3 protein-coding genes are annotated in these 3438 nt (G+C 26.9%); all 3 read right to left on the reverse strand.

Annotated features, from left to right (window positions below; all coding sequences use genetic code 11):
- Positions 1-289: 289 nt before the first annotated feature.
- Positions 290-982, reverse strand: coding sequence for a SapC family protein (locus D9T19_RS14295; protein WP_121628922.1), 693 nt, complete (start codon positions 980-982; stop codon positions 290-292).
- 45 nt (positions 983-1027) lie between these two features.
- A complete protein-coding gene (locus tag D9T19_RS14300) occupies positions 1028-2746 on the reverse strand; it encodes a ShlB/FhaC/HecB family hemolysin secretion/activation protein (RefSeq protein ID WP_228198020.1) in 1719 nt (572 codons plus the stop codon).
- On the reverse strand, positions 2733-3438 hold a 706-nt coding region (locus D9T19_RS14305; RefSeq protein ID WP_265936272.1), incomplete at its 5' end, for an MBG domain-containing protein. The genes D9T19_RS14300 and D9T19_RS14305, both read right to left, overlap by 14 nt.

Below are 3438 nucleotides of genomic sequence, written 5' to 3' on the forward strand. Positions count from 1 at the left end.
TTTTATCATTTATTAGTTCTAATTTAATTGTGATGGTATTATTTTCTTTATTAGAAAATGCATCAAGTGAGTTATCTGAAGTCTCTATAGACTGATTCTATCAATTCTGGAATCTTATTTTATTAGTTCAAATACCTTGTCCATATCATATCTATTTGACACAAAATTCTGAATACTCTCAATTTTTTCAAAAGCTAGAAAAAGTTCCAAATCTACAGATTGTATAACTTGTTATTTATACTCAAAAAATTTAATTTTGAGTATAAATTAACGTTACAACTCCCCTAGCCTAAGAGAATCTTTGTATATTAGATAATGATATTAAATGTGCTGTTATTAAAGGATATGCATTTTTATTACATATCTCTTCTTTTTTCTTTTTACTTAAATGTTTTAGTTTTTCTTCATTTACTATAAAAAATCCGTTTATATTATATTGCTCTTCTTTTGAGATTACTATATTTGCGTTTTTTTCTTCTAGCAAATTCCAATCTTCTAACTGTTTTATAAAAGAACTTGTTTCTAATGAGTCTTGATGGTAATGATTTAAAAATCCTAAGATATCATCTAAGTATTTACTATTATTACCTTTTTCATCGAACAAGTTTCTAGCATTATCTTTTTTTGCTTTTTCTTTATAATCTTTTTCTACACCTAATGTTAATGTTGTTGAGTCTTTAGCCGTTGCAAAGATAAAAGGATATCTTCTCATATGTGCTGGTACATATTTATGTTTACTCCATTTACCTTCTTTATCTACAAATACATTTTCATTTTCTTTATATCCTAGCATTACTGTTGCCATCCATTGATCATTTATATCTTTTATAAAAAGTATTGGATAATCTTTACAAGCTTCATAAAACTCTGATGTTGTTATTGGTGCATTCTTTTGTTCTTTTGCAAAAGAGTAATCTTTTACATTTTTTATTGCTACATCTTTATCTATATTTTTATCTATTACTTCTAAATTCTTATACATTAATTATAATTTCCTTATTATATTTTTTTATTATCAACATAATATCTAAAACACCATTCCAACTTGAAACAATACTCTAGAATTTCTATTTGTTTCACTTGTAACTTCTTTACTATTTGCATTCCATGCTACTTGTACTTGTCCAAATAAATTATCATATGATGCATAGTATCCAAGACCTACATCTTGCAATGATTTTGATTCAAAGTTTACATTATTATTTGACATCCATGCTCTTCCTCTATCATAAAATACTCCTACTGTATTTGATAGTTTACTTACATTTGGAAGTCTATATTTTGCTTCTGCATTAAATACATATCCATTTTCAGCACTTAATTCTCCATCTGGGTATAGTTTAACTCCATAGCTTCCTCCAATAGAGATATCTTCACTTCCATCTAGGTTTTTATTTCCTAGGGCATATTGCATACTTAAAGATGTTTCTAAAGAGAGTTTATTTGTAAAATATAATGTATTTGAAAGGTCTAGATTTATTTTAGAGTAAGTTCCATTTGTATTAGCTCCTGCTTCATCTATAGTTTTATCACTATCATCATCAAAGCTTAGGTTTCCATATTTTATATCAAAGCCTATTTTTGAAGAGGAATTAAATTTATTTACTAGATAAGATTTATCATAATCTGCACCTAAAGTTATAAATTGAGTATCTTTATTAGTTATTGTATTTGTTGAGTTAACTTTATCTTCTAAATCTTTATTTGCAATATTTACATTTAGATATAGGTTTTCTGTTCTTGTTCTAAGGAATGGATATTTTAGACTAGCTTCAAATGTTTTAGCTGTTCCTGTTGCATCTAAATCTTTATATTCTTCTGTTAATTCATAATTAGTTTGAGAATAAGATATTTCACCTATTAATCCATTAGAAGTTAATGGTGCTGTGTATGCTATTCTTCCATTTTTAAGATTACTTCCATTTGATATTAATCCTGAGAGTGAAATTTTATCACCAATATTAAAAGGAGAGTTAATATTAATTCCAGCCATCAATCTATTTTTACCTGTATATTTACCACCTACGTTATCAGCTAATATATATCCATCAACTCTATTTGTTTTTTCAGCAGTCATAATAAAATCTGAGCTACCTATTGTAGTTCCTGGTTTAATATCTGCTTGAGTTATAGCAACACCTGAGGTATCATTAACAATAAGCATAGCTCTTTCTAAAGTTTCTGTTGAAATAATATTATCTCTAGCTTTTGCATTATCAACCATACCTTGAAGAGTTGAGTCATTTACTAGAGAGTTATTCTTTAATTTAAACTCTCCATAATTTCCTTCAATAATTGCAATTTCTAATACATTATCATTTTTAGATATATTTTGAACAGGAAGATAAGCTCTTGCTACGAAGTATCCATTATCTCTATAATACTTTGTAATTTTAGAAGTTAATTCAGTAATTTGAGTAAATGTTAATTCTTTATTTTCATACTCTTTAGCTATTTCTTTTAGTACTTCACTACTTATATGTTCATTTGAAGTAAAAGTAATACTTTTTACAAGTATTGTTTTACCTGTATCTTTCATTGGAGCTTTATATTCTTTTTTCAAATTAATTTTTGGAATTGAAGCTTTTTCTTTTTCTATAGTTGGAGTTTTTATTTCTTTTTCTATAGTTCCTATATTTGGCACATTAGCACCAAGCAAAAAGCTTGATGTTAAGATTGATATTGATATTGTTTTTATTATTTGATTTTTCATATTTTTCATTACTCCAATTTTAGTTTTCTTCATTATTTTCATTATTTGATACAAAGAATATTTGTTCAACTCCAACAGGTAATTTTACTCCACCATTTACTATTTGTATTGCATCGTTACTACCTAGTCTTACTCTTTGCTCTTGATTACTTGGTGTAGCTGAACTTATTTGTTGTTGTGCTTTTAATACTGTTTGATTTACAATTGGTGTTATTACATTATTTAAAGCATTATTTGTTTTAATTGTATAGATACCATCATTGAAAGTAATAGTATAATTACTATTTGTTAAATCACCAGAAATTATATAATCCCCAACTTCTTCACCTGATGCTCTTAATAAACTTCCTATTAGTTTATCATTACCTACTAATCCATTTGTCGTATATGTTAAAACAGAGTCTTCTTCTCCCAATATTTTACTTAAATCATCTGCACTTACTGTTATTGCTTTTGGAGTGATTGTATATTTTCCATTAGTGAATGTAACTGTGTAGTTTGAGTTTGCTAAAGTTGTATCTTGTGTGATTGCGTATTCACCTTTATTTTCACCAGCTGCTCTTTTTAATGAACCTGACAATGTATCTTCTCCAACTAATCCATCTGTTGTGTAAGTTAAAGTTGCATCTTCTTGTCCGTATACTTTTGTTAAATCATCTGCACTTACTGTTATTGCTTTTGGAGTGATTGTATATTTTCCATTTGTAAATGTAACTGTGTAGTTT

This window comes from Poseidonibacter antarcticus, from assembly GCF_003667345.1.
GTDB lineage: Bacteria > Campylobacterota > Campylobacteria > Campylobacterales > Arcobacteraceae > Poseidonibacter > Poseidonibacter antarcticus.

Excerpts from the sequence above, each read along its gene's own strand:
- D9T19_RS14295 (WP_121628922.1), bottom strand. The coding sequence starts at position 982 with ATGTATAAGAATTTAGAAGTAATAGATAAAAATATAGATAAAGATGTA.
- D9T19_RS14300 (WP_228198020.1), bottom strand. The coding sequence starts at position 2,746 with ATGAAGAAAACTAAAATTGGAGTAATGAAAAATATGAAAAATCAAATA.